The organism is Bradyrhizobium sp. HKCCYLS3070 (genome assembly GCF_051167575.1).
Classification (GTDB): domain Bacteria; phylum Pseudomonadota; class Alphaproteobacteria; order Rhizobiales; family Xanthobacteraceae; genus Bradyrhizobium.
Window position 1 is genome coordinate 372,417 of sequence record NZ_JBNPTI010000001.1, and the last position, 22,966, is coordinate 395,382.

The following is a 22,966-nucleotide window of genomic DNA, read 5'->3' on the forward strand; positions in this document are numbered from 1 at the left end:
GGCCTCAGTAGCGGATGCGTGGATCGAGCAGGGTGTAGGCGAGGTCGATCAGGAGATTGACCGCGAGATAGATGAAGGAGGTCAGAAGGATCATGCCCTGGATGACCGGATAGTCGCGCGCCAGCACGGCGTCGACGGTGAGGCGGCCGATGCCGGGCAGGTTGAACACGCTCTCGGTAACCACGACGCCGGAGATCAACAGCGCGAAGCCGGAGCCGATCACCGTGATGACGGGCACGGCCGCATTGCGCAACGCGTGGCGCAGCAGCACCGCGATCTCGCTGACGCCCTTGGCGCGCGCGGTGCGCACGAAGTCCTCGCCGAGCACGTCGAGCATCGCGGCGCGCGTCATGCGCGCGATCAGCGCGACGTAGATGAAGGACAATGCGCAGGTCGGCAGGATGATGCGCTCGAAGAACGGGCCGAAGCCGGCGCTGAGACTCTTGAAGCCCTGGACGGGGACCCAGCGCAGGTTGATCGCGAACAGCTGGATCAGGATGTAGCCGATGACGAACACCGGCACCGAGAAGCCGATCACCGAGAGCGCCATCACGAAACGATCGATCCAGGTGCCGTGCTTCCAGGCCGCGATGACGCCGAGCGGGACAGCGACGAGAATCGACAGGATGATGGTCGAGACCGCGACCGAGATCGACGGCTCGATGCGCTGGCCGATCATCTGCAGCACCGGCACCTTGGAGATCAGCGACACGCCGAGATCGCCATGCAGCAGCTGATTGATCCAGGTGATGAACTGGATGTAGAGCGGCTCGTTCAGTCCGAGCGTGGTGCGGATGCGCTCGAGCTGCTCCGGAGTCGCGTTGTCGCCGGCGAGAATCGCGGCGGGATCGCCCGGCGTCAGCCGCAGCAGGAGAAAGACGAACAGCGCCACCACGCCCATCACGGGGATGGATGCGAGGATGCGGCGAAGCAGATAACCGATCATCTTGAGAGAACCACCTTCATGGTGCTGGGGCGACGCGCGCAACGTCGTGAGAGAGTGTGCATGTCACCGATATCCATCGCTTTCAAGGTCTCCGGTGTTCGCTCGTCCGCTCGTGCACGCGCGATGACACGGTGTTCGTGATCCGCGCGAACCGTCGCATTTGCGAACAATGTCGCAGCACTTTGCGGCGAACCCTGCGCGAAACTTTGCAAGCCGCATGCCATCATGCGCGCGCCGTGGAGCCGTTGTCTACTCACCGTCCTGGTCCCGGAAAATGAAACCGTGCTGCTGCGCAGCAGGCGGTGCGTAGCCGGGAGAGCGAAGCGACCCCGGGGTCTCGCGCTGCGGCGATGACCCCGCATGTCGCTGCGCTCATGCGGGCTACGAGATCTTGCCCGGAGGCAATCCTACGCCAGGGTCGCGAGCAGTCCCGCCATCAGGCGGCCACGCTCGGCAAGGCTGTCGATCTCGATGTGCTCGTTCAGGGTGTGCATGTCGGTGCCGCGCACCCCGAGGCCGTCGAGGGTCGGAATGCCGAGCGCGCCGGTAAAGTTGCCATCCGAGCCGCCGCCTGCCGAGCCGTGCGGCAGCGACAGGCCGAGCTGTTCGGCGATGCCGCGCGCCTTCTCGTACAGCGCCATGGTTCCGGAATCCGGCTCCCACACCGGCCGCGTCACGCCGCGCGTCACCTTGAATGTCACGTCGTCGGTGGTGCCGGACAGCGCCAGCATCCGCTCCACGCCGTGGTCGAGATCGGCCTGCCGCTTCGCCATGCTGAGGGCTTCGCCGGTGGCGGTGGTGGCGACGCAGTTGACCCACTGGCCGGCATGCACGATGCCGACCGAGAAGGTGCAGTCCTCCGTCGTCATGCCGTCGATGGCGAGGATCTGTCGCGCCATTTCCCGGATCGCGGAACGGCCCGCGCCGAGCCGCGCGCCGGCATGGCTCGGACGTCCGATCGCCTCGAGATTGAAGCGGGCGATGGCATAGCGGCCGGTCACCACGCCATTGTCCTGACGGCCCGGCTCGGGCACCAGCACGTATTTGTTGCGCTGCGCCTCGGCTTCGATGATGTCTCGGGTCGAGGGCGTGCCGACCTCCTCGTCCGGCGTGAACAGGATGGTGATCGGCAGCGGCGTCGCGATGGAAGCCTTGATCAGCTGGCGGATCGCTTCCAGCGTGAGATAGTTGCCGCCTTTCATGTCGCAGATGCCGGGCCCGTAGCATTTGTTGCCCTCGCGGCGCCAAGGCAGCCTGGCCAGCGTGCCGACGGGGTGAACGGTATCCATGTGGCCGGCGATCAGGATGCCCGGCTCACCCTGCCGCGGGTGCGGGAAGCGGGCGCGCACGCAGCCGGCGAAGCCCTGGCGTCCGGCGATGCGCTCGATCGTCGCACCCATGATGGCCATGTCGCGCGCGGCGAGATCCAGCATGCGCTCCACCGCGGCGGCGTCCCAGGTCGGACTTTCGCATTCGACCCAGCCGCGCAAGCCCTGCAGCATGATGTCGGTATCGAAGGGAAGATGGGCTGGATTCATTTGTGCTCTCTCAAGGCTTTGTCGCGATCTCATGACACGAGACGGAGTTGCGCACGTCTTGTAAAGCGAAAGCTACGCAGACGTTAACGGCATTCTCAGCCCAGGGCCGCATGCGCTGAATGCGGATTGACGCGAAAGGCGACGTCTGCAACTGTCGAAAGCTCGCGACTTACAGCATGTTAGTTCGCACAAGGATTGATCTGCACGCCCAACGAATGGTCTGGATCTGATGAGTTTCAGGTCAAGCCATCCACTCAGGAGACCTCGTAATGTTCCACAGCCCGCGCTGGAAACGTCTGACGCTCGCGACGAGCCTCGCCGTTTCCATGCTTTCGCTCTCGACGGCGCTGAGCACCCAGGCCATCGCAGCCGGCAAGAAGACGATCACGGCGGTGATGCATTCGGATCTGCGCGTCATCGATCCCGGATTCACGACGGCCTACATCACCCGCGACCATGGCTACATGGTTTATGACACGCTGCTGGCGACCGATTCGAATTTCAAGGTCCAGCCGCAGATGGCGGACTGGAAGGTCTCCGACGACAAGCTGACCTACACCTTCACCCTGCGCGACGGCCTGAAATGGCATGACGGCACGCCCGTGACCGCCGAGGACTGCGTCGCCTCGCTGAAGCGCTGGGGCCGCAATGACGGCATGGGCCAGAAGCTGATGGACTTCACGGCGAGCCTGGAGGCGCCGGATGCCAAGACCATCGTGCTCAAGTTGAAGGAGCCCTACGGACTCGTCCTGGAGTCGATCGCCAAGCCGTCCTCGCTGGTGCCGTTCATGATGCCGAAGCGTCTCGCCGAGACGCCGCAGGGCCAGCAGATTCCCGAGCAGATCGGCTCGGGCCCGTTCAAATTCGTCAAGGCGGAATTCCAGCCGGGCGTGAAGGCGGTGTACGAGAAGAACACCGACTACGTGCCGCGCAAGGAGCCGGCGAGCTGGACGTCCGGCGGCAAGGTGGTGAAGGTCGACCGCGTCGAGTGGATCACGATGCCTGACGCGCAGACCGCTGTGAACGCGCTGCAGTCCGGCGACATCGACTTCATGGAGAACCTTCCCTACGACATGCTGCCGGTGCTGGAGTCGAACTCCGAGCTCAAGATCGACGTGCTGAACAAGTTCGGCTACCAGACGCTCGGCCGCATGAACTTCCTCAACCCGCCGTTCGACAACGTGAAGGTGCGCCGCGCGGCCTTCCTCGCCCTGAACCAGAAGGACGTGCTCGACGCGCTGGTCGGCAACGAGAAGTACCAGAAGGTCTGCGGCGCCGTGTTCGTGTGCGGCACGCCGCTCGAGACCGACGTCGGTGCCGAGACGCTGATCAAGGGCAACGGCATGGCCGAGGCCAAGAAGGCGCTCGCCGAGTCCGGCTATGACGGCACGCCGATCGCGATCATGGCGCCGGGCGACGTCACCACCTTGAAGGCGCAGCCCGTGGTGGCGGCGCAGCTGTTGCGCGAGGCCGGCTTCAAGGTCGACCTGCAGGCCACCGACTGGCAGACGGTGGTGACGCGGCGCGCCAGCCAGAAGCCCGTGAAGGAGGGCGGCTGGAACATGTTCTTCACCAACTGGGTCGGCGCCGACGTCGCCAATCCCGTGGCGAACGTCTCGGTCGGCGGCCGCGGCACCAAGGGCGGCTGGTTCGGCTGGGCCGAGGATGCCGACATCGAGAAGCTGCGCGACGCCTACGCGCGGTCGTCCTCGCTCGACGAGCAGAAGAAGATCGCCACCGAAATCCAGAAGCAGAACTACGAGAAGGTGATCTACATCCCGCTCGGACAATATCTGCTGCCGAGTGGCTGGCGCAAATCGCTGACCGGCGTGCTCGACGGCCCGGCGACGCCGGTGTTCTGGAATGTCGACAAGAGCGAGTAGGCGGCGGACGCACTCGTGACGCAAACAAAGACGCGGCGAAGTGGAGACTTCGCCGCGTCTCTTTTTTGTTCCTGCATTCGCCCGTGCGTTAGCGCCCTTCAGCAGTGCGGATCGCGCACGGCTTCGAGACCCTCGACCATCAAGGGTGGGCTGATCTGATCCTGGGACGGGTTCTTATCGGTGCGGATCGGCATGGCCGGATGTCGGCTGTCCCGCGGCTTGGTGACTTCATTCGGCATCATCAGGCTCCTTGCTGCTGCGCATAACGGACGAGGCGCAGCCGAGTTCCAGATGGCGGGACGCCATCGTCGGCAGTCACGATGTGTGCAGCCGCGTGATGCGGTGACCCATGCGTCCGTGGCGATTGACCTCCGATGGAACTGCTGCAAGTCTCCCTCGCCGAGACTGTTTGCTGAGCGTTTGCAGACGCGACGCAGGACGCCTCGTCAGGCCTTGATCGGTATCGGGGCCCTCGGATGGAAGCCCACGTCAAGAGAGATCGCATGTCACATACTCCGCGCCGGACCGCATCCGCGCTCGTTTCATGGTTCGTCGCCTCGGTCATGGCCGTGTCGATGGCGGGCGTGACGACCCAGGCCCTCGCCGCCGGCAAGAAGACGATCACGGCGGTGATGCATTCGGATCTGCGCGTCATCGATCCCGTGTTCACGCCGGCCTACATCACGCGCGACCACGGCTACATGGTATACGACACCCTGCTCGGGACCGACGCCAAGTTTCAGGTCCAGCCGCAGATGGCAGAGTGGACGGTCTCGGACGACAAGCTGACCTACACCTTCACCTTGCGCGACGGCCTGAAGTGGCACGACGGCGCGCCGGTCACCGCCGAAGATTGCGTCGCCTCGTTGAAGCGCTGGAGCCGCAACGACAGCATGGGCCAGAAGCTGATGGAGGCCACGGCCTCGCTCGAGGCCACCGATGCCAAGACCATCACCTTGAAGCTGAAGGAGCCGTACGGCCTGGTGCTGGAGTCGATCGGCAAGCCGTCCTCCTACGTACCGTTCATGATGCCGAAGCGTTTGGCCGAGACGCCCGCGAACCAGCAGATCTCGGAGCAGATCGGCTCCGGACCGTTCAAGTTCGTCAAGGCGGAATTCCAGCCGGGCGTGAAGGCGGTGTATGAGAAGAACACCGACTACGTGCCGCGCAAGGAGCCGCCGAGCTGGACGGCCGGCGGCAAGGTGGTGAAGGTCGACCGCGTCGAGTGGGTCTCGATGCCCGATGCGCAGACGGCCGTCAACGCGCTGCAGGCCGGCGACATCGACTTCATGGAATTCCCGCCGCTCGATCTCGAGCCGGTGCTATCAGCCAATCCCGATCTTTCGATGAACGTGCTGAACAAGTTCGGCTACCAGACCTTGGGACGCATGAACTTCCTGTTTCCGCCGTTCGACAATGTGAAGATCCGCCGTGCGGCGTTCCTGGCGCTGAACCAGAAGGATGTGCTCGACGCGCTCGTCGGTAACGCCAAGTACTACACGATCTGCGGCGCCGTGTTCGGCTGCGGCACGCCGCTCGAATCCGACATCGGCTCGGAGACGCTGGTGAAGGGCAACGGCATGGAGCAGGCCAAGAAGCTGCTGGCCGAGGCCGGCTATGACGGTACGCCCGTCGTGATCCTCGCGCCGGGCGATGCGATCACCCTGAAGGCGCAGCCGGTGGTCGCCGCGCAGCTGTTGCGCGAGGCCGGCTTCAAGGTCGATCTGCAGACGACGGACTGGCAGACCGTGGTGACGCGGCGTGCCAGCCAGAAGCCGCCCAAGGAGGGCGGCTGGAACATGTTCTTCACCAACTCGGTGATCGCCGACTCCGGCAATCCGATCGGCAGCACCTTCGTCGGCGCACGCGGCCAGAAGAGCCCGTTCGGCTGGCCCGACGATCCCAAGATGGAGGAGCTGCGCGACGCCTTCGCCAAGGCCACGAAGCCGGAGGACCAGAAGCGGATCGCCGCCCAGATTCAGCAGGAGGTCTACGACCAGGTGATCTACGTGCCGCTCGGCCAATGGTTCATGCCGAGCGCCTGGCGCAAATCGATCACCGGCGTCCTGGAAGGGCAGGCCGTGCCGGTGTTCTGGAACGTCGACAAGAGCGAGTGACGAGATGTCGGCCGCGGCCCGTAGCCGCAGCCCGGATGAGCGATAGCGACATCCGGGTTCAAACGCGCTGTGGAGGAGACCCGGATGTCGCTATCGCTCATCCGGGCTACACGACTGCCGACGGGGCCGGCTCTCTCGCCGTCATTCCGGGGCATCGCGCAGCGATGAGCCCGGAATCCATATCCACGCGCCGTCATGTGGCGAAGACAAGCGCCACTGCCATCTCACACCACACCCTGTCCTGTGGCTATGGATTCCGGGCTCGTGCTGCGCACGCCCCGGAATGACGCGAGGATGGAGTGACGTGACGTCGGCAGCAGCCTCGTAGCTATGAGGCCCTGATCTCGTCCAGCGCCGCCAACACCTCGCTGGAAGCGACCTCGACCCTGCCGATCTCGTTGAGCGCTTCATCGATGCGCCCTGAGCTGAACAGGCGCGCGGCTTCCTTGCCGTGGCGGTGCACCGCCTCGTGAGGGCGTTCGAGGTTGCGAAATGCCGGATCGCCGGCCAGACGCTGGCCGCCTTCGCCATAGTACCATTTGCCGAGCCGGCACGTGTGATGATCGGAGAGCTCGTCGGCGCGAAGTTGCAGCCGGCCGACCGACATGTCCACCAGCCGCTTCTTCCAGATCACGTGATCGGCCTTGGCCAATCTCACCACCTGGTTGTCGAGCGAGAGCTTGGCGATCTCGCCCAGCATCTTGCCGACCTTTGCGTCCGTCTTGCCCATGGTGTCCGCGAGCGACATCACCTCGTTGGCATTGGCGGTCGCGAGATCGGCGATGATGGTGATGCCCTGCGCGACCTCGTCGGTTGCGGCGGACTGCTCGGCGAGAATGCCGGAGATCTCATCCATCTTGGTGCTGACCACCGCGGTCCGGGTGCCGGCCTGATCGATCGCCTGCGCCAGATCGTTCATCTCGGACATGCCGACCTCGACCGCCTTGGCGCCGCCGGCCATGGCCTCGACGATGCCGCTCATCTCGGCTTGCAGCCGCTCGATACGACCCTTGATGTCCTCCGTCGCCTTGGTGGTCTGCTGCGACAGGTTCTTGACCTCGGCGGCGACCACCGCGAAGCCCCTGCCGAATTCGCCGGCGCGCGCCGCCTCGATGGTGGCATTGAGTGCCAGCAGGTTGGTCTGGTTGGCGATCGCGTCGATGGTGCCGACGATGGATCCGATCTCGGCGGAGGCGGCGCTGAGATCGGCGATCTTCGCCGAGGTGTCGCGCACGGAGCTGGCGATGCCGTTCATCGTCTGCAACGTCCGTTGTACCGCGGTCACGCTGTTCTCGACGGCCTGGCGCGTCGCGGCAGCCTCGGCAGCGGCTTCGGTCGACGTCGACCGGATGGTGTGCACGGAGGCCTGCATCTCCACCGATGCGGCAGCGAGACTCTGACAGCGTTCGGACTAATTGTTGGAGGCGCCGATCAGGCGCGCCGCGCTGATCGAGGCTTCGTTGCTGTTGATGCAGATGTCGACGACGGAATCGAGATCCTGGGACGCGCGGGCCGCGAGCGCGGTGCCGAGACGATGGATGGCCTCGATCAGTTGCGGCTTGAGCTGGGCGCGCAGCGCGGCAGCATCGACGCCTCCGATATCGCGATTGAGCTTGCCGTCCGCCCAGTCACCGAGGCACTGGGCCAGCGCGTCCTGGAAGGCGTCGTGTGCGGAGGTGTCGGACGCAAGCGGGGCGTCCGATGGTTCGTTCTTTCGGCGGAATCCCAGCATCGTGCCTCTCATTGATGGCGAGCCCCGGCCAGCCTGAGCGACGTCGCACAACCCGCCCGGACGCCGGCAACCGTTGGTTCCACCCTGGTTCGGTTATGGTTAATGGCGGGTTTCTCCTTGCAACCGGCGGTGGCGAGATCTGCAGGGATCGGGGCTCTCGCGTTCTCCGGCCTGCCGCCTTGACGTTTATGTAAGTAGTGGCTTACAGTAAGCCATGACTTACGGAACGACACTGAATGTGCTGGCGGACCCGACGCGGCGGGAGGTGTTCGAACGGCTGCGCGGTGGACCGCGGCCGGTCCATGCGATCGCGGCCGGGATGCCGGTGTCGCGGCCGGCGGTCTCGCAGCATCTGAAGGTGCTGAAGGATGCCGGGCTGGTCGAGGAGCGCAGCGAAGGCGTGCGCCGCATCTACGCGTTGCGCCGTGAGGGGTTGGCCGAGCTGCGCGACTGGCTCGACAGCTTCTGGGACGACGCGCTGCTCGCCTTCAAGATCGAGGCGGAGCGCACGCATCGGCAGACGAAAGGGGGGATCGATGAGTGAGGGGGCCGTGATCGCGCCGGTGCGGAAGCTCGTCCATGTCCGGGCGCCGATCGATCATGCGTTCGACGTGTTCACGCGCGGCCTGACGCGCTGGTGGCCGCATACGCATGGGGTCGGCTGCAAGCCGATCGAGAAGGTGATGCTGGAGCCGAAGCTCGGCGGCCGCTGGCTCGAGATCGCCGAGGACGGCACGGCGACCACGGTCGCGACCATCACGCTATGGGAGCCGCCGCATCGCTTCGTCATGCTGTGGCAGATCGATGCGCAGTGGAAGCCGGACGCGGCGATGCGCTCGGAGGTCGATGTGCAATTCGTTGCCGAGGGCCCGGACGTGACCCGCGTCGAGCTGCTGCACCACAAGTTCGAAACCATGGGCCGCGAGGCCGGCGCGTCGATGCGGCGGGATGTCGACGGCGGCTGGCCGGGGCTGCTGCAGCGCTTCGTAGCCGAGGCCGAGCGGCCGCCGGCGTCATCATGAGCAGTTCATCATCTGCGTGGGGGAGATCGTGATGTCCGAGTTCGTCGTCCATTCCGTGCCGGGGAGCCCGTTCGGGCGCAGCGTGCTGATCGCGCTGGAGGAGAAAGGCGCGCCGTATCGGCTCGCGGCGCTGGCGCCGGGCGACTCCAAGGGCGCGGCGCATCTGGCGCGTCATCCCTTCGGGCGCGTGCCGGTGCTCGCGCATGACGGCTTCGTGTTGTACGAGACCCAGGCGATCCTGCGCTATCTCGACCGCGTGCTGCCCGAGCCGGCCCTGACGCCCGCGGATATCAGGCAGGCCGCGCGCATGGACCAGGTGATGAACATCAGCGACTGGTACCTGTTCCAGGGCGTCTGCAACGTCATCATCTTCCAGCGCATCGTCGGCCCGCAATTCTTCGGCACGACTACCGACGAAGCCGCGATCGCGCGCGCGATGCCGCAGGCGAGAACCGTCATCGCGGAGTTGTCGCGGCTGCTCGGCGAGCAGCCGTTCATGGTCGGCGATCATCTGTCGCTGGCCGATCTGCAGGCCGCGCCGCAGGCGAGCTTCCTGTCGTTGACGCCGGAATGGGCGGAGCTGACCGCCGGCCATCCCAACCTTGTCGCCTGGATCGAACGGCTGGAGGCGCGGCCGAGCTTCAAGTCCACCACCATGGCGGAGCTGACGGCGCGAGCGCGAGCGGCGTAGGCACGTGGCGTCAATCATGCTTCGGGTGAGATCCAAAGCCCAAGCGAGCGATCGCGCCGCGACGGCCGCCGGGATGGATGCGCGACTTTCAGCCGTCTGATTAATCCAGGTTATATCGCTGCGGGCCGGTTCCATTTTAGCTGCGACGTAGGTCGAAGGGCCTCGGCATCCGCCGCACCCGATCGACCGCCACAGCGTCCCGATGACCGAATGACGAAGCCGGGTCGGCGGGACGGATTGGACACAAGCGCGCACCCCTTGATGCTGCGATCAGAACCCGATCTCCCCGGCTGCTGCGTCTCCTGCACCCACGTCGATTCCGGATTCTGTGCCGCGCTTTTCAAGGCCTGCCGGGCGCAGTCGGCGCTGCCGCGGCTCCATCAGCAGTTCTTCACCGTCCGGGCCGGCCAGCAGATCAAATGCCAGAGCGAGGCGCGCGACGATGTGCTCGTACTCTGCAGCGGCTGGGCATTCCGTTACATCCAGTTGTCGGATGGCGGCCGCCAGATCCTGCGCTTCCTGCTGCCGGGCGACATCTTCTCGCCGGCGGCGATCTTCGCCAAAGGCATGAGCTTCTCGGCCAAGGCATTGACCCAGGTCCAGGTCAGCCGGCTCGATGGCGAGGAGGTCCGCAAGCAGTGCCGCGCCGACGAGCTGGTCATGATGGAGGTGTTCCGCTCTCTCGGCGACAACGGCCGGGCCTCCTACGAGCTCATCACCGTGCTCGGCCAGCGTCCGGCCGAGCGTCGGATCGCGCATCTGCTGCTCAGCCTGATGCGGCGCGTCGCGGTGGACGGTGTGGTCCAGCACCACCGCTATCCGTTTCCCTTGAAGCAGCAGCACATCGCCGACGCCGTCGGCCTGACCTCGGTCCATGTCAGCCGCGTGCTCGCGCTGTTTCGCGATCGCAAGATCCTGACGATCTCGGAGGGCAGGCTGGAGGTTACCGATCTCGCCGAGCTCGAGCGGCTGGCGGCGTTGAACTGAGCCGGGCAGGGCGGTCAAGGAAGGTGAGCATAGCTGGTGCGGACGGTGGGACTCGAACCCACACGACGTTGCCATCGAGGGATTTTAAGTCCCTTGCGTCTACCCGTTCCGCCACGTCCGCCCTATTGATTTCCATAGCTTTTTCGTTCCAGGCCGGCAAATGTTTTCCAATCGAACCCTTGCGTTTTCCATTTCGGTTACAAAACCCGTTCACGCCTTGTCCTGACCGTATTTGATCCTGCTGAATGCCCGGATGATGTTCTGCTCGGCCTCGACGTGCCGGGTATAGTGGGCGCCCATGCGTTCAGACTCGTCGCCGATCAAGATCGGCCACCTCGCGGGTGTTGGCGCCGTTGCGCCTCCACCAAGCAGCGTAGGACACGCGCAGGACCGTGCAGCGTGGTGCCGGCGCCAATGTGGCCGGCGCGCTCCCGGTCGCGCAGCCAGTGGCTCACCCGGGTCTGCATCTCCTTCTCGGACGGCCACACCGTCCCGTCGTCGCGGACAGCGATCAGCCTGTTCGCCCGCTGCACCTTCAGCTCGCCCATGAAGGCCTGCAACTCGGGCAGCACCGGTAGGTTCACGAATTTGTCGTTCTTGCGCGTCTTGTAACGTGCGAGGAACAGGCAAATCTTGATCTCGAGCGGAGCGTTCTCGCGCGCGAATTGCCACTCCTCTGGCTCCCACTCGCGGTTTGCGTTGGGATCGGCCTTGTGGGCCTTCTCGACCAAGAATTTCCGGTCTTTGCGGAAGAAGCGCGAGCGCGTTCCGGCATATTCGAACGCTGTATCGTTGAAGTCGCCGCGGACCGACGTGTCGTTCGCGTGATCCATAGCGTGGCGATGTTGCGAGCTTTGCCATAGCCCTGTCTCCGCCTGATGGCAGCCGCTGCACGCTTGGCTGCCGACAAAGCTCAGCTCTGCTACGCTGGTCGGCTGAGACGAGGTATCCGGCGTCTTGAACCAGGACAGCCCGCTTGCAAGCAGAGGAAACAGCGCACCCGACCCGATTGCCAACAGCGCGGCAGTCCGCAAGCGGAATGTTGGCGCGGAGCGTTGAGCAGGAGTCGAAGGGCTTGTTCAGGCCGGGCCGTCGCGGTGGCCTTCTGACGCCCGCGCCTCTTCCGAGACCTCTTCGTCACATCCGATCACCCCTCGACTGCCCTGGAAGACTTACACGCGCAGGTCGTTGTCGTGAAGTGCAATTCGGGTTTCGCGGGCGAGGTCGATGAGAGAAGCGCAGAACGTCAGCAGCGCAGCCATGAACAGCAGCGCCACGCCATATTCGTGGGCAACATCGAACAGGGCGCTGATGAAGGCAACGATGATGATGAGGGCGGTGAGGATCGCAGAAAGGATGGAGCAGAACAGCGACCTGTTCAGGAGCGAAGCCCGGTGCCGCAGCCGGGGAATATCCGTCTTGAGGTAAGCCTTTGAAGCATCATCATCGGTGATGCCGTGAAGGAACTGGGCCCGGTCGACCACACGGTTGATGCGGGAAATAAGAACCGAGATGAAGGACGCGACGGCTCCCAGCAGGAAAGCCGGGGCCGCCACGTTGCCGATGATCCGTGCCAGCTGGTCGATTGAAGGCGTTACCGGCACTAACTGGATTACACTGTCCATCTCCTCGCGCAGTCCTTGCAAGTTCTTCAGGTGTCGCGAACGCGCCGGATGGGCGGGATCTTGAACGTGCCATCCTTAAGGGCAGTCTTGGGCTGATAGACCCTGACGCTGAGATTGAAGGGCAGGCTCGGCGGACACGGAAGCCAATTCGTCTCCTTGTCGGCGCCTGGTGATTGCGCCTGGATGTAGATATCGAGCGAGCCGTCTGGATTGTATTTGATCGGCATCGCCGAAGTTATGCCGTAGCGGTTGATCGCGTTCCGAACATAGAAATTCTCGCGATAGGGCGAGACCGACCAGACCCCAGCTTCGGATGGGAATATCTCGTCCTTCTCCAGATGGAGAACATACTTCGCCGCGCCGTCCAGCACGTTGCCGTCGCCATCGACAAAGGCGGTTGGATAGACCGCATCGTCCGATGTCAGCGCCCCCAATCCAAACCAGGCGATGAATGCCCGCGTGGTGTAGTCGGTACCGAAGCGACCGATATTCAGCGCGCCCTGCCAGCCGTTGACGGTCGGCGCAGTGTAGGGGCCTGTTTCCAGCTTGTACCAGACCTCGGCCGGCGCCCGGTTGATCCCCCGCAGAACGGCCGGATCGAGCTTGGACGGTTCAAAGTCCTTGCCGACCTCGATCCCGATGCGCTTGAGCTTGTCGATAGTCTTGGCGTCGTCAGGGTAAGGCGGGTTGTCCTTCAACGCAGCGGCGAGGCGCTTGAAGAACATCTCGCCGGTCATGAGCCGCACCTGATCGTACGGCGTCGCCGTTGTATCGACACTGGTGTCGATCGGCACATCGGAGGGTGGCGTGTAGGACTTGCCCCAGGCGCTGAGCGGCGTCAGTTGCAATTCATCCTGCAGCTTGTTGATTGCAACGAACTCCTTGGGGCTGTCGCATGCGATCTGGACCAGAACAGATGCGTAGCGGGTCGTCGAACGGAACGTTTGCTTGATGCCATTGGGCGCAACACCGTTCCATTTGGGGCCGGCGATCAGGAAGTTTCCGGCGCCAGTTCCGGTCGTCCGACTGCCCGCCGAGGCGAAATCGTCGGTCCACATGTTGAGCGCCTGCATGATGATGTATCGCCCCTGAGTGTCGGGCTGAGAATAGACGAACGGCTCCTTGTCCAGGTCGATGAATGAAAACGCCCAGAGGGAGTTGACGCTGATGCGGACGCAGTCTTTGAAATCCGGATCGACATAAGTCCGCATCCTGCCGAACTGGTTGACAGGCGCTTTATACTGTTCGGACTTCGACGTGGCCGTCATCACCGCTCGGGTTGCGTCCATCATGACAAGCGGAAAGCCGTAGACATAGCATTCCAACGCAAGAACATACGCCAGTTCTTCCTCGACATCGCCCTTCAGGTCGCCGAGTGCGCGCAGCAGCGGGCCGGCCGCCTCGCTTCTTGTGGATGACAAGGCTGTGCCCAGCCCGGCACCGAGTGCGCTCGTGAGCAGGCAGCGGCGATGAAGCGAAATGCCTTCCTGTCCAGCAGATGAATTCATGAGCGATCTCCTTTTCATTAGCGCGCCGCTCGACCCATGTTTGACCTAAGCTCGAAACGTCCCGTCTTTCGGTCGCAAGCCGTGGAAGAGGGAGACCGCCGCAGATGACGCCCGGAACATATCGGGTTCTGAGAGTGGGGAGCTTTTTGCTCCCCACTGCTTTGCTGGGAATGACCAGGCTAGTCGTTTGCTTTGGTCGCGGCCTTCTGCATGGCTTTGAGATCTTCCTCAGCCAACTGTTCCGGCTTGATGTTGTAGGTCAGTTTGTCAATCTTGCCGGTGAATCGGAATGGCAGCGTATAGCTATCATCGACCGCGGTGCGGGTATCGAGCCCAACGTCCATGGATTCATCGATCGCCATCATGAATGGAATCGTGTGTTCCATTTTTTGTTGCGACAGCACTCGGCCGTCAACCGAAAGGACACCGCTGCCGCCTTTGCCGAGTCCGGGTCCATCGTATTTGAAATCGAAGACGATCTTGTGCTTACCCGGACTGAGCGCCTGGCCCAGCCAGTCATCGGCTCCAACGCCGCCCTCCCAGCGGTAACGTTTGAGATTGAGAAGATTGTAGACGAAGACCGGTTTGCCCTTGAGCAGGTAAAGGCCGTAGCCACCGAACCTCCCGCCCATTGTAGCGATCATCCCTTCGGCACCGCCACTGGGCACGGTGATCTCGGCTGTGATCGTGTAGTCCCTGTTCAGGAGGCTGGGAGCATTGGCAATCGGAATGTCAGCGTTCTCACCGACATAGGTGAACTCCGTTCGCCCTGCCGTCCCACTCGGCCGCGGCGTGAGAAGTCGCGGGAGCACCGAGTTATCCAGCGGAAACACCTGGTACCTGCTCGCCTCCGCCGCAAACACCGCCTGCAGTTCCTTGAGCTTCTCGGGATTCTTCGCCGCAAGGTCGTCCGCCTGCGAGAAGTCCTCGGCAAGGTTGTAGAGCTCCCACTTGTACTGCTCGACCGGCGGCAGCGCCTTCGTGCCGACAAGCCACGGCGGCTCGGGTGGTGTGGTCGCGGCGTACCAGCCTTCGTGGTAAATGCCGCGGTTGGCGAACATCTCGAAGTACTGGGTCGTGCGCTTCGACGGTGCGTTGGCATTTGCCTTGTCGAACGTGTACGCCATGCTAACGCCTTCAATGGGCTTCTGCTTGATGCCGTCGACCATGTCGGGCGCCTTGATGCCGGCTGCCTCAAGGATTGTGGGCACGATGTCGATCACGTGATGAAACTGGGGGCGAATGCCTCCGACATCGTTGATGTGGCCGGGCCACGAGATAGCCATACCCTGCCGCGTCCCACCGAAATGCGACGCGATCTGCTTGGTCCACTTGAAGGGCGTGTCGAACGCCCACGCCCACGGCACGGCCATGTGCGGATAGGTCTGGTCCGAACCCCAGGATTCGTAATAACGAAGATACTCGACCTCCGGCAAATCGAGCACGCCATTGGCGACCGTCAGCCAGTTTGGCGTACCCATCATCGAGCCTTCCGAACTCGTGCCGTTGTCGCCGTTGATGTAGATGATCAACGTGTTGTCGAGCTTGCCCATGTCTTCGACCGCCTGGATCACCCGGCCGATCTCATCGTCGACATAGGCGGTATAGGCCGCGAACACGTCGGCCTCGCGAATGACGATCTTTTTCTTCACCTCCGAGAGCGAATCCCACTTCGGCAAGACGTCCGGCCACGGCGTGAGCTGCGTGTTTGCGGGAATCACGCCCAATCGCTTCTGGTTGGCGAAGATCTGGTCTCGCAACTTCTCCCAGCCCTGGTCGAACAGGTGCATCTTGCTGATCTTGTCGATCCATTCCTTGGTTGGCTGGTGCGGGTCATGGGTTGCGCCAGGTACGTAGTAGACGAAGAACGGTTTCTCGGGCGCCGCGGCGTCAAGTTCCTTCATGTAACGGATCGCGTCGTCCGCCATGTCGGTGATCAGGTTGTAGCCCTTCTTCCCGACCCACGGGTAAACGGGGGTGTGGTCGCGGAACAGGTACGGCGTCCACTGGTCGGTCTCGCCACCCATGAAGCCGTAGAAGTACTGGAAGCCCATCCCGCTCGGCCATTGGTCGAACGGACCGGCCGCGCTGTATTGGAAGGACGGCGTGTTGTGGTTCTTGCCGAACCACGATGTGGCATATCCGTTGTCGCTCAGAATCCGGCCGATAGTCGCGTTCTCCGGACCGATGACCGAGTCATAGCCCGGATATCCAGTCGCCAGTTCGCTGATCTGGCCGAAGCCGACCGAGTGATGGTTGCGACCGGTGATCAGAGCCGCTCGCGTCGGCGAGCAGAGCGCCGTCGAGTGGAATTGGGTGTAGCGCAGGCCATTCTTGGCGATGCGATCGAGCGTTGGCGTTGGGATCACCCCGCCGAATGTGCTCGGCACGCCATAACCGGAATCGTCGGTCATGATCAGCAGAACGTTCGGCGCACCTTTACGCGGCACGACCGTCGGAGGCCACCACGGCTTCGAGGTCTTCGCATCCTCCGTGATCGTGCCGCCGAATTTCGGCGGTGGCGGTGGAAGCTGGTCACCCGGAATGGTGATGGTCGCGGCCGGGGAGCCGAGCGGCGGCGTAGTCGGTTGCGCTTGCTGTGCAAACGCGGGGGCGGATATCGCCGACGTCAAAAACAATATGGAAGCAATCGCACGAAAATTCATCGCAGGCCCTCCCCAAGAGGTGCGCGCAACCGCGCAGATACTTGTGATCCTCTAGGACGGCGCAAGGAGCGACGTTGACGCAGATCAACCCACGCGCGAAGGCGCCTAGGAGCAGATGCGATCGCCTGGCTGTGCTAACCAGCGGGGCACGCTCATCTATTGTATTATTGTATGGACCTGCCGATGTCTCACGCCGGTCAGGCATCTGCAAAGAACCATCAAATATCGAAGAAATATTGAAGAGCAGGACACGCGCACACGTTCGGCATCGTGCTGCACCGAACAAGTCGAATAACGGACCTTGAGCGAAATCAATGGGGAACATTTTCTGAGTCTCAAACCGTCAAAGGCAAGCTTTCCTGGTCTTCCTGGATCGACAGCGATACGCTATGCTCGCTTACAAGCTCAATCATCCCGTCGTCGGCGCCGCGCTCGCGATCACCTTGGTGGCAGCAGTTTCGTTGGTTTCTTGGCAGAAGCTTTCTGCGAAGCATCGGCTTGCGATCAAGAGCGATCGTCTCGAGTAGGGCAATCGTCTTGACCTGGGAGATGGCTGCGCGGAGACAGCGTGGCCCTATGGATGTAGCTGGCAACTGCCTCCTGAAAGACGAGAAACCAAAAGGCACTTTCCCAAGCGGCGACAAGGTTTGTCTTGGTTTCTCGCATGATCACGCGCGAGGCTGTCCTGTCTCTCAGAGCGCCGCGTGAATTTCCCTAGGAACAAACAAGCAATTCTTTGCTAAGCGGCGGACCAGCGCGACACTGTGCTTCACTTGCAACATCCGGTTGCAAATTGTTCCCTGTCATCGTGACGGCTATCGCCCGGCGCAGTACGGCCTGTCATACTGTCAGCATCATGCTCGTCACTCACTATGAGCGAGGGTCGTGGTTCGGCAGGAGATTGCCATGAGAATGACGAGGGCGCTTGGCGCTATTGCATTTGCGACCATTGCATCAGTACCGACGATTGTCTCGGCAGATGAGAGCGGCATCAGCTTTTGGATTCCGGGCACATTCGGTAGCCTTGCCGCCACGCCTCAGCAGCCCGGTTGGTCGGCTGCGTCAATTTACTATCATACCTCAGTGTCTGCCGGCAGGGACGTGGCGCGCGCTCGTGAGATCCAGATCGGCCGTATTCCTGCGAATCTGACAGCTACCTTGAACGCAAACGTCAATGCGAACGTCGATCTTGGCCTGCTGAACGCGACCTACGTCTTCGCGACACCGGTTCTCGGTGGTCAGGCGTCTGCAAGCCTGATCGGAATCTACGGCGCAAATACAACCTCGCTCAATGGATTGGTGACGGGCTCGCTTTCAACACCGGGCGGCTCAATTCCGTTCTCGCGCTTTGATTCCGTCAGCGATTCCATCACTGGCTTCGGCGATTTGATCCCCCAATTCGCACTGCGCTGGAACGCGGGCGTCAACAACTACATGACCTACGTGATGGGTGACATCCCTGTCGGCGCTTACCAGTCCACGCGCCTCGCCAATATCGGGATCGGGCATGGGACGATCGATGCGGGCGGCGGCTACACCTATTTCAATCCACAGAGCGGACATGAGCTCTCCGGCGTGCTAGGCTTCACCTACAATTTCACAAATCCTGACACGCAGTATCAAAGCGGCGTCGACATGCACTTCGACTGGGGCGCTTCGCAATTCCTGAGCAAGCAGGTCCAGATCGGGCTGGTGGGCTACGTCTACAAGCAACTTGGCTGCGATAGCGGCTCCGGCGATCGCGTCGGCTGCTTCCGCTCGCAGGTCGCGGGTGTCGGCCCGCAGGTCGGGTTTATCTTCCCGGTCGGTGACATGCAAGGCTACCTCAACTTCAAGGCCTACAAGGAATTTGCCGCGGAAAACCGGCCTGACGGCTGGAACGCCTGGGTGACGTTTGTCATCTCGCCGGCAGCACCAACACCGACCGCGCCACCGAGGCGGATGATAACGAAATAAGGCTTTGATGAGCCGTGGCGGCCCAGCTCCCGCCCCGGCAATCGCCAGCTGACCTGCCCGGCTCTCCCCGGCGAGCGCGCTGCCCCACCGCTAGCTACACCACCACCGGGGACACGACCTCGGATCCGGCACGGTTGGTTGTGGATGCACGAGGAGCTGGGACTGATGTGAAGATTGCGCCTGCTAGAGTCGAGCTGTTCGCATGAGAAATTGCCGCAGAGCATTCAACTCGTGCGGGTGTAGCGCTATTTTGCAGCTTTGTGACTAACAACGACTAATCGTCATCTTTGCGGCATATGGTACCTCCAGCCCACGCAAGGGCGATCATTCGATCAGGGAGGCTATTTTGCATCGCTCTTCTATTCTGGTCCTCGTCGGTATCACTGCAAGCGCGGCGGCGTTTGCTCATGATCACCCCAGTCGGCTTCACGGGACCTATGCGATGACGGGCGCATCGGACTGTATCCAGAACTCGGCGTCGATCGGATTCGACTCGAACTTCTTGCCGAAGGGTCCGGTCGTGTTCTTCGCCACCACCGTCGACGGCGTCATGGTGTTTCGCGCCGACGGCACCGGCACGGTGAACAACCGGTCCTTCACGGTCGACGCCGGCGAAGGGACGACCAGCGATATCTCGTACCAAATCACCTACTCGATTGACCCCGGTGGCAAGCTGTCGGTCAAGGCGGTGCCAGGTACGTACAGCTCCACGACCCTGACCGGACCGAACGCCGGGTTGACGCAAGTCGTCGATGTTCCCGACACCAGCGGATTCATCGGCGAAGAAGCACGGGCCATCGTCCTCGCTCCGCCCGCGCCGACCGTCCTGACGGTCAGTCGTTCCAATGGCACCCAGTTTGCCCGGATCTGCAATGGATCTCTCATCATGACCCGCCTCAGCGACGACGACCGCTGATGTAAGGGCGAGCCATTGTTCTGATCGGGGAGGAAACCATATGCACCGCCTTCTTATTTTGGCCGCCGCTGCGACGGCAAGCACGGCCGCGTCTGCGAATGATCATGCAAGTCTACGCGGAACCTATGCGTTAGCTGGCAAATCGTTGTGCATCCGGAATCCGGCCGCTGTCGGATTCAATTCGAACTTCACGCCAAAGGTCGGCCCGCTGAAGCTCTTTTCCTTCACCGTCGAAGGCGTCATGGTGCTTCGCGCCGATGGCACCGGGATGATGGATGTCCAGGACTTCTCGGTGGACACCGGCGGAGGCGAGACCGGCGTTACCTCATACAAGTTCACCTACACGATCACCTCCGATGAGAGGGTGTTGCTCAAGGCGGTGCCGGGCACGTACAGCCACACGATCCTGACCGGCCCGATCGCCGGGCTGACGCAAGTCGCCGACGTTGCAGATGCGACTGGGGTGATCAGCGAGGGCGCGCGGACCATCACATTCGCCCAGCCCGCGCCGATCGTCCAATTGGTCAGCCGTTCCGATGGCAACCAGTACGCTCAGATCTGCAATGGATCGCGCATCTATATTCGCATCGGTGATGCCGATCGCTGATCTCGCCAACGGCGGCGCTCTGTGGCCGGCGCCGCCGTCCCGCCCCGAAGCTTGTTTCTCTCGCTCGGGCGGCCTCCTCGTCGCTCCCTTGGGCGCGGCGAGATCGGGTCCCCGCCGCCCGCAGCAAGGGATAAGAGGGGATGGTGTCGAAACCGATTGACCGCCCGCACCGTGAAAGGGACCGGATCAAGGTGAAAAACCGTAAGCGTCCGGCAATGGCGTGCCTGACGAAGCTCCTGCTCAAGCCAGCGCGAGCGCCTTGGTAAAGCCTCAATCCGGCCGTCACCAGCTGCTTTGAGATGCCTTCGCGTTGAAGCGCTTTGCCAAGTCTGGGATCACGTGGTGCAAGACATGGACGAAGCGGCCGTTGTAAGGCACGGACCCATCACGAGAATCCGATTCGGATCCGCATCCCTTGCGGGCCGGTCGTTGGGCGAGGTGAGCGTGACGAATCCGAGGACCATCGCAGAGACGAATGCTGCCGCCGTTCGGGCCGATGTCCGCGGCCGATCAGCCCATGATCGAGCCCAGGATCGAGCCAATGGCTCGACGCCGCTGCACGGTCGAGGCTGCGTGACCAGCGATCGGCTTCGCGTCGCGCTGGCCGCGGGACTGCTGGGGTTGGGATCGTTGCTGTCGGGCTGCGCCGGCATGAGCGACAGCGTGTCGACCGCCTTCGCGGATCCGGCCAAGTATGAGCTCTATGACTGCAAGCAGCTCGAGGCCGAGCGCAAGGCGCTGGCCGGGCGCGCAGCCGAGCTGCAGGGCCTGATGGCCAAGGCAGAGACCGGAGCCGGCGGCGCGGTGGTGGCCGAGGTCGCCTATCGCAACGACTATATCGCGATCCGTGGCCAGACCCAGTTCGCCGAAGAGGCCTGGCGCCGCAACAAGTGCCAGGAGACCCCGGCACCGCAGCCGGCTGCTGCGAAATCCGGCAAGCCGGTCAAGCCGGCGCGTCCCGCGCGGCCGATGGCCTCCGGTGCGGGCACGCCGTCGACCCTGCCGCGGGACGGCTCGGTCTACTGAGACCGGGCCGCTTCGCCTACGGCCGCCAGTCGTAGATCCAGCTCTGCCGCGCCGACAGGCGCTGCGGGCCGAGCGCCTTGATGCTGAGGTCGCGGGCCAGCGCCAGCGGTCCGGTCATGTGATAGAGGCGGCCCTGATTGCGTGCGGTGCGCTGCACCTGGCCGACGCGCGGGCGGCGCAGCTTGGCGTAGCGTTTCAGCGCAGCCGGGATCGCGCCCGGACCGTCCGGGCGCGCCTCGCTCAGGCACTTGGCGAGCACCACCGCGTCCTCGATCGCCATTCCCGCGCCCTGCGCTGCAAAGGGCAGCATGGCGTGCGCGGCGTCGCCCAGCAGCGCGACGCTGCCCTCGGTCCATTCGATGCCTTCGGGGACGCCGAACAGCGCCCATTTGCGCCAGCCGTCGACCGCATTGAGCAGCAGCCGCGCCGTCGCTGGCCAGCGCGGCGGCGCGAACGCCGCCTTCAGCTCGCTCGGATCACCTTCCGTGCTCCAGCCCGGCCGGTTCCAGGTCCCCGGCACCACCGCGACCACGTTGACCTGGCGGCCGGCCGAAATCGGATAGGCGACGAGATGGGCCTCGGGGCCCATCCAGAGCTGCACCCGCGCTGCCGTCAATTCGCGTGGCAATTGCCGGGCGTCGAGCGTGCCACGCCAGGCGATCAGGCCGGAGAACTCGGCGCGGACCTGCGGAAACAGGTGGTGCCGGACCGCCGACCACACGCCGTCGGCGCCGATCAGCGCCAGCGCCACGTCCTGGCGGCGCTCATTGCCGCGGCGATGCACCACGGTCAGGCCCTTGGCGTGGGCGGCGACGTCCTCGAACTGGCAGCCGAGCCGCAGTTCGACGTCCGGATGCGCCATCACCTCCGCGGCCAGCGCCGCCTGCAGATCGGCGCGGTGGATCACCCAATAAGGCGCGCCAGCCGCCTGGCTCGCGGCCTCGCCGAGCGGCAGGCGGGCGATCTCGCCGCCGGCCCGCGCGCTCATGATGCTGACGGCGTCGGGCACCACGGCACGCGCGGTCAGCCGCGGCCCCAGGCCGAGATCGAGCAGGATACGGCTGGCGTTGGGCGAGAGCTGCAGGCCGGCGCCGACCTCCTCGAGCCGTTCGGCCTTCTCCAGCACGACGACGCGGAAGCCCTTGGTGGCGAGCGCGAGCGCAGCCGTCAGGCCGCCAATTCCGGCCCCCGCCACATAGACGGTACGCGATGCCACGACACGCCGATCAGGCGACGTCCTTCAGCACGCATTCCGGCGGCCGCGCCTCGCCGGCGGCGAGGTCCGGCGCATAGCGGTACAGCGTCGAGCAGTACGGGCAGATGATCTCTTTGTCGTTGCCGAGATCGAGGAACACGTGCGGATGATCGAACGGCGGATTGGCGCCCACGCACATGAACTCATGCGAGCCGATCTCGATGACGGGGACTCCGGCATCGTTGTTGAAATGCGGGACGATGTTATCGGCCATCGGTATCACCTCGCGTGGCAACGGGAGCGTATGCGGTCAGCACGACGGAGCAGGACGGGACTGAGGTCGCACGGCCGCGCGCGTCGAAAACGGCGCGACCATACTGAGCCTTAAGGCCAATTCCTAGTGCTGGGAACCCGCGTTTGGTGCAACGCACGCCGTTATGTTGTGGCCTGTGGATTCGACACAAACTCAGGGCCGCCGAGAAGCCCTTCTTTCGTCGGGGCCGTTGTGTCAGGCACGGGAATTACTATGTGTCTCCGCATCGTTCCCGCGA

Annotated in this window: 19 protein-coding genes, 1 tRNA gene and 1 pseudogene; 10 read left to right on the forward strand and 11 right to left on the reverse strand. The window is 63.5% G+C overall.

All coding sequences use genetic code 11. The features are described 5' to 3' along the window. Nucleotides 1-4: 4 nt before the first annotated feature. Entirely contained in the window at nucleotides 5-946 is a 942-nt protein-coding gene (locus tag ACQR03_RS01665; RefSeq protein ID WP_315749429.1) for an ABC transporter permease, read from the reverse strand. A gap of 407 nt (nucleotides 947-1,353) precedes the next feature. Next, nucleotides 1,354-2,484 carry a M20/M25/M40 family metallo-hydrolase gene (locus ACQR03_RS01670; protein ID WP_434841517.1) on the reverse strand — a complete coding sequence of 377 codons (1,131 nt, stop codon included), beginning with the start codon at nucleotides 2,482-2,484 and terminating at the stop codon, nucleotides 1,354-1,356. A gap of 269 nt (nucleotides 2,485-2,753) precedes the next feature. Between ACQR03_RS01670 and ACQR03_RS01675 the strand changes: the two genes are divergently transcribed. Then, nucleotides 2,754-4,367 carry an ABC transporter substrate-binding protein gene (locus ACQR03_RS01675; RefSeq protein ID WP_315749432.1) on the forward strand — a complete coding sequence of 538 codons (1,614 nt, stop codon included), beginning with the start codon at nucleotides 2,754-2,756 and terminating at the stop codon, nucleotides 4,365-4,367. 98 nt (nucleotides 4,368-4,465) lie between these two features. Here ACQR03_RS01675 and ACQR03_RS01680 read toward each other — a convergent pair whose 3' ends face one another. Beyond that, on the reverse strand, nucleotides 4,466-4,606 hold the full coding sequence (locus tag ACQR03_RS01680) for a hypothetical protein (protein ID WP_315714707.1): 141 nt from the start codon (nucleotides 4,604-4,606) through the stop codon (nucleotides 4,466-4,468). Between the two features lie 264 nt (nucleotides 4,607-4,870). Here ACQR03_RS01680 and ACQR03_RS01685 point away from each other — a divergent pair, with 264 nt between their 5' ends. After that, complete coding sequence (locus tag ACQR03_RS01685; protein WP_315826241.1) at nucleotides 4,871-6,484, forward strand: ABC transporter substrate-binding protein; 1,614 nt, start codon at nucleotides 4,871-4,873, stop codon at nucleotides 6,482-6,484. Nucleotides 6,485-6,812: 328 nt separating this feature from the next. On the opposite strand, the pseudogene ACQR03_RS01690 reads toward ACQR03_RS01685, so the two are convergent. Then, nucleotides 6,813-8,216 (reverse strand): annotated as a pseudogene (locus ACQR03_RS01690) (methyl-accepting chemotaxis protein). A gap of 214 nt (nucleotides 8,217-8,430) precedes the next feature. Here ACQR03_RS01690 and ACQR03_RS01695 point away from each other — a divergent pair. The 4 genes from ACQR03_RS01695 (at nucleotide 8,431) to ACQR03_RS01710 (ending at nucleotide 10,916) form a co-directional block, all read left to right on the forward strand. Next, nucleotides 8,431-8,760 carry an ArsR/SmtB family transcription factor gene (locus ACQR03_RS01695; protein WP_315714704.1) on the forward strand — a complete coding sequence of 110 codons (330 nt, stop codon included), beginning with the start codon at nucleotides 8,431-8,433 and terminating at the stop codon, nucleotides 8,758-8,760. Then, a complete protein-coding gene (locus tag ACQR03_RS01700) occupies nucleotides 8,753-9,238 on the forward strand; it encodes an SRPBCC family protein (protein ID WP_434841516.1) in 486 nt (161 codons plus the stop codon). The genes ACQR03_RS01695 and ACQR03_RS01700 overlap by 8 nt, the downstream gene beginning before the upstream one ends. Nucleotides 9,239-9,269: 31 nt before the next feature. Beyond that, nucleotides 9,270-9,929, forward strand: coding sequence for a glutathione S-transferase family protein (locus tag ACQR03_RS01705; RefSeq protein ID WP_316172943.1), 660 nt, complete (start codon nucleotides 9,270-9,272; stop codon nucleotides 9,927-9,929). 261 nt (nucleotides 9,930-10,190) lie between these two features. Then, the gene (locus ACQR03_RS01710) at nucleotides 10,191-10,916 is read left to right on the forward strand and encodes a Crp/Fnr family transcriptional regulator (RefSeq protein ID WP_316164479.1); all 726 of its coding nucleotides are present in this window, start codon (nucleotides 10,191-10,193) and stop codon (nucleotides 10,914-10,916) included. 34 nt (nucleotides 10,917-10,950) lie between these two features. On the opposite strand, the gene ACQR03_RS01715 is transcribed toward ACQR03_RS01710, so the two are convergent. From ACQR03_RS01715 to ACQR03_RS01735, 5 genes are all read right to left on the reverse strand, one after another. Further along, nucleotides 10,951-11,037: transfer RNA gene (locus ACQR03_RS01715), tRNA-Leu, on the reverse strand. Between the two features lie 199 nt (nucleotides 11,038-11,236). Continuing rightward, the gene (locus ACQR03_RS01720; RefSeq protein ID WP_434841515.1) at nucleotides 11,237-11,950 is read right to left on the reverse strand and encodes a hypothetical protein; all 714 of its coding nucleotides are present in this window, start codon (nucleotides 11,948-11,950) and stop codon (nucleotides 11,237-11,239) included. Between the two features lie 138 nt (nucleotides 11,951-12,088). After that, complete coding sequence (locus ACQR03_RS01725; RefSeq protein ID WP_315826231.1) at nucleotides 12,089-12,541, reverse strand: DUF2721 domain-containing protein; 453 nt, start codon at nucleotides 12,539-12,541, stop codon at nucleotides 12,089-12,091. A 26-nt stretch (nucleotides 12,542-12,567) separates the two neighbouring features. Beyond that, entirely contained in the window at nucleotides 12,568-14,049 is a 1,482-nt protein-coding gene (locus ACQR03_RS01730; RefSeq protein ID WP_434841514.1) for a DUF1254 domain-containing protein, read from the reverse strand. A 179-nt stretch (nucleotides 14,050-14,228) separates the two neighbouring features. After that, nucleotides 14,229-16,715: an arylsulfatase gene (locus tag ACQR03_RS01735; RefSeq protein WP_315826229.1), complete on the reverse strand. Its 2,487-nt coding sequence runs from the start codon at nucleotides 16,713-16,715 to the stop codon at nucleotides 14,229-14,231. Between the two features lie 912 nt (nucleotides 16,716-17,627). Here ACQR03_RS01735 and ACQR03_RS01740 point away from each other — a divergent pair. The 4 genes from ACQR03_RS01740 to ACQR03_RS01755 all read left to right on the forward strand — a co-directional run bounded on the left by ACQR03_RS01740 (nucleotide 17,628) and on the right by ACQR03_RS01755 (nucleotide 21,220). Next, nucleotides 17,628-18,671 carry a SphA family protein gene (locus ACQR03_RS01740; RefSeq protein ID WP_315714978.1) on the forward strand — a complete coding sequence of 348 codons (1,044 nt, stop codon included), beginning with the start codon at nucleotides 17,628-17,630 and terminating at the stop codon, nucleotides 18,669-18,671. Between the two features lie 442 nt (nucleotides 18,672-19,113). Then, on the forward strand, nucleotides 19,114-19,587 hold the full coding sequence (locus ACQR03_RS01745) for a hypothetical protein (protein ID WP_315729345.1): 474 nt from the start codon (nucleotides 19,114-19,116) through the stop codon (nucleotides 19,585-19,587). A gap of 40 nt (nucleotides 19,588-19,627) precedes the next feature. Further along, on the forward strand, nucleotides 19,628-20,194 hold the full coding sequence (locus ACQR03_RS01750; RefSeq protein ID WP_316164483.1) for a hypothetical protein: 567 nt from the start codon (nucleotides 19,628-19,630) through the stop codon (nucleotides 20,192-20,194). A 651-nt stretch (nucleotides 20,195-20,845) separates the two neighbouring features. Further along, a complete protein-coding gene (locus ACQR03_RS01755) occupies nucleotides 20,846-21,220 on the forward strand; it encodes a hypothetical protein (RefSeq protein ID WP_409999229.1) in 375 nt (124 codons plus the stop codon). 16 nt (nucleotides 21,221-21,236) lie between these two features. Here ACQR03_RS01755 and ACQR03_RS01760 read toward each other — a convergent pair whose 3' ends face one another. After that, nucleotides 21,237-22,436: an FAD-dependent monooxygenase gene (locus ACQR03_RS01760; protein ID WP_315714693.1), complete on the reverse strand. Its 1,200-nt coding sequence runs from the start codon at nucleotides 22,434-22,436 to the stop codon at nucleotides 21,237-21,239. A gap of 10 nt (nucleotides 22,437-22,446) precedes the next feature. Next, entirely contained in the window at nucleotides 22,447-22,689 is a 243-nt protein-coding gene (locus ACQR03_RS01765; RefSeq protein ID WP_315714692.1) for a zinc-finger domain-containing protein, read from the reverse strand. Between the last annotated feature and the right edge of the window lie 277 nt (nucleotides 22,690-22,966).